1 protein-coding gene is annotated in these 1,708 nt (G+C 71.0%); it reads right to left on the minus strand.

What is annotated here, in order from left to right:
* Positions 1-110: 110 nt before the first annotated feature.
* Positions 111-1,708, minus strand: a 1,598-nt coding sequence (locus ACWCSD_RS52385; protein WP_449927371.1) for a glycosyl hydrolase family 8, incomplete at its 5' end; no start/stop codon positions are given.

Below are 1,708 nucleotides of genomic sequence, written 5' to 3' on the forward strand. Positions count from 1 at the left end.
TCGGCGTGCGCGCGGGCGGCCCCGCCGGGCCGTGCGGGGGGGGTCGCGGCGGGGGGGGGGGCGGCCCCGGCGCGCGGCGGCCGCCCGCACGGCTCGGGTTCCGCCGCCGGTCAGGGCACCCAGTGGTTGCCGGTCACCGTGATCATGACCTGGAGCTGGATGCTGGCCGAGTAGTAGCTGCTCGCGTCGATCGGGGTGCCGAGCATCTTGTTCCAGAGCGCGTCGAGCCAGGACTGGCTGCCGGAGTCCGTCATCGCCGCCACCGCGAACGGGGCGAAGAAGGCGGCCTCGCTGCCGCTGGAGATCTGCGTGCCGTTGAGCTTGTAGCCGATGGCGATCTTGCCGGGGTCGCCGCCGGTCTTGCTCTTGATCCAGGAGTTGAGCTTCCTGGCCGAGGCGAGCGACTTGGCGTCGCCGCTGGTCACGGCGTCGTCGGCGATGCGCCACGGGGTGCGGCAGGCGTTCCACCAGTACTGGCCGTCGTTCGGGTCCTCCAGCACCTGGCCGGGGGCCGGCTTGGCGGTGGTGTTGGTGTTGACCACGAAGTCCGGCAGCAGGCCGGTGGCCGAGGCGTAGTTGTTCTGGAGAGTGGTGATCAGGTTCTGGTGGGCGGTCCTGATCGTGTCCCAGGCGCTGTTGCCGGTCGCCTTCCTGAAGGCCCTGAAGTGGTCGACCATCCAGTCGGAGGTGCGGGTGATGTAGTAGTACTGGTCGCCCGAGCTGCTCCAGTCGCCCAGCTTGAGCAGGTTCGTGGACGGGTTGATCTCGTCCTTCTTGATGGCGTTGATGTGCTTGATCGCCAGGTCGAGGTAGTTGTACGTGCCCGCGCTGCCCCACTGCCGGTGGGCCAGGAGCAGGCCGTAGGCGACGTCCATGTCGCCGTCGGTGGCGCCGTCGCTGCCGTCGACGCTCTTGCAGGCGGTGTCCTGCTCGGCGGCCAGCAGGTCGGGGTTGATGGAGGACGGGTGGGCGAGCATCCACTTGACCATGCCGTTGAAGATCTTCTTGGCGTCGGGGTCGGCCCCGGCCATGGTCGCGACGATCACCATGCCGTAGCCCTGGGCCTCGGCCACGTACGGGTGGTCGGCGTCCGGGGAGATGACCTCGTACCAGCCGTTCCCGCAGTTCTGCCGGACGAAGGCGGCCTTCCACCGCTTGTAGTAGTCGACCACCCGCGCGTCCAGCGTGGCCTGGTCGCCGGAGGGACGCAGCATGCCCGCCGCGTACGGGATGGTGTGGCTGCCGAAGGGCACCGCGGGGCCGCCCCCGCTGCCGGGCTGGGTGGTCGCGGTGACGGCGCCGGTGGCCGCCGACTGGTTGCCCGCCGCGTCGCGCGCCTTGACCGTGTAGCTGTAGGCGGTGGCGGGGGTCAGGCCGGCGTCGGTGTACGTGGTGCCCGCCACGGTGGTCACCAGGGTCGAGCCCCGGTAGACCAGGTAGCCGGTGACGCCCACGTCGTCGGTGGCGGCGTCCCAGGCCAGGGAGACGCTGGTGGAGGTGGTGCCGGTCGCGCGCAGGTTGCCCGGGACCGAGGGCGGGGTGGTGTCGGTCCCGCCGCCGCCGCTGCCGTAGACCTCCAGCTCGTAGAGCGAGTAGCCGTACGTCGTGCCGCGGGCGGTGCCGTACATGCGCACGTACCGGCCGCTGCCGCTGACCGCCAGGTCGTCGGTCGCGCCGTTGCCGGAGGTGGTGGAGTAGACGTCGGTCC

The sequence above is a fragment of the Nonomuraea sp. NPDC001684 genome (assembly GCF_053596515.1).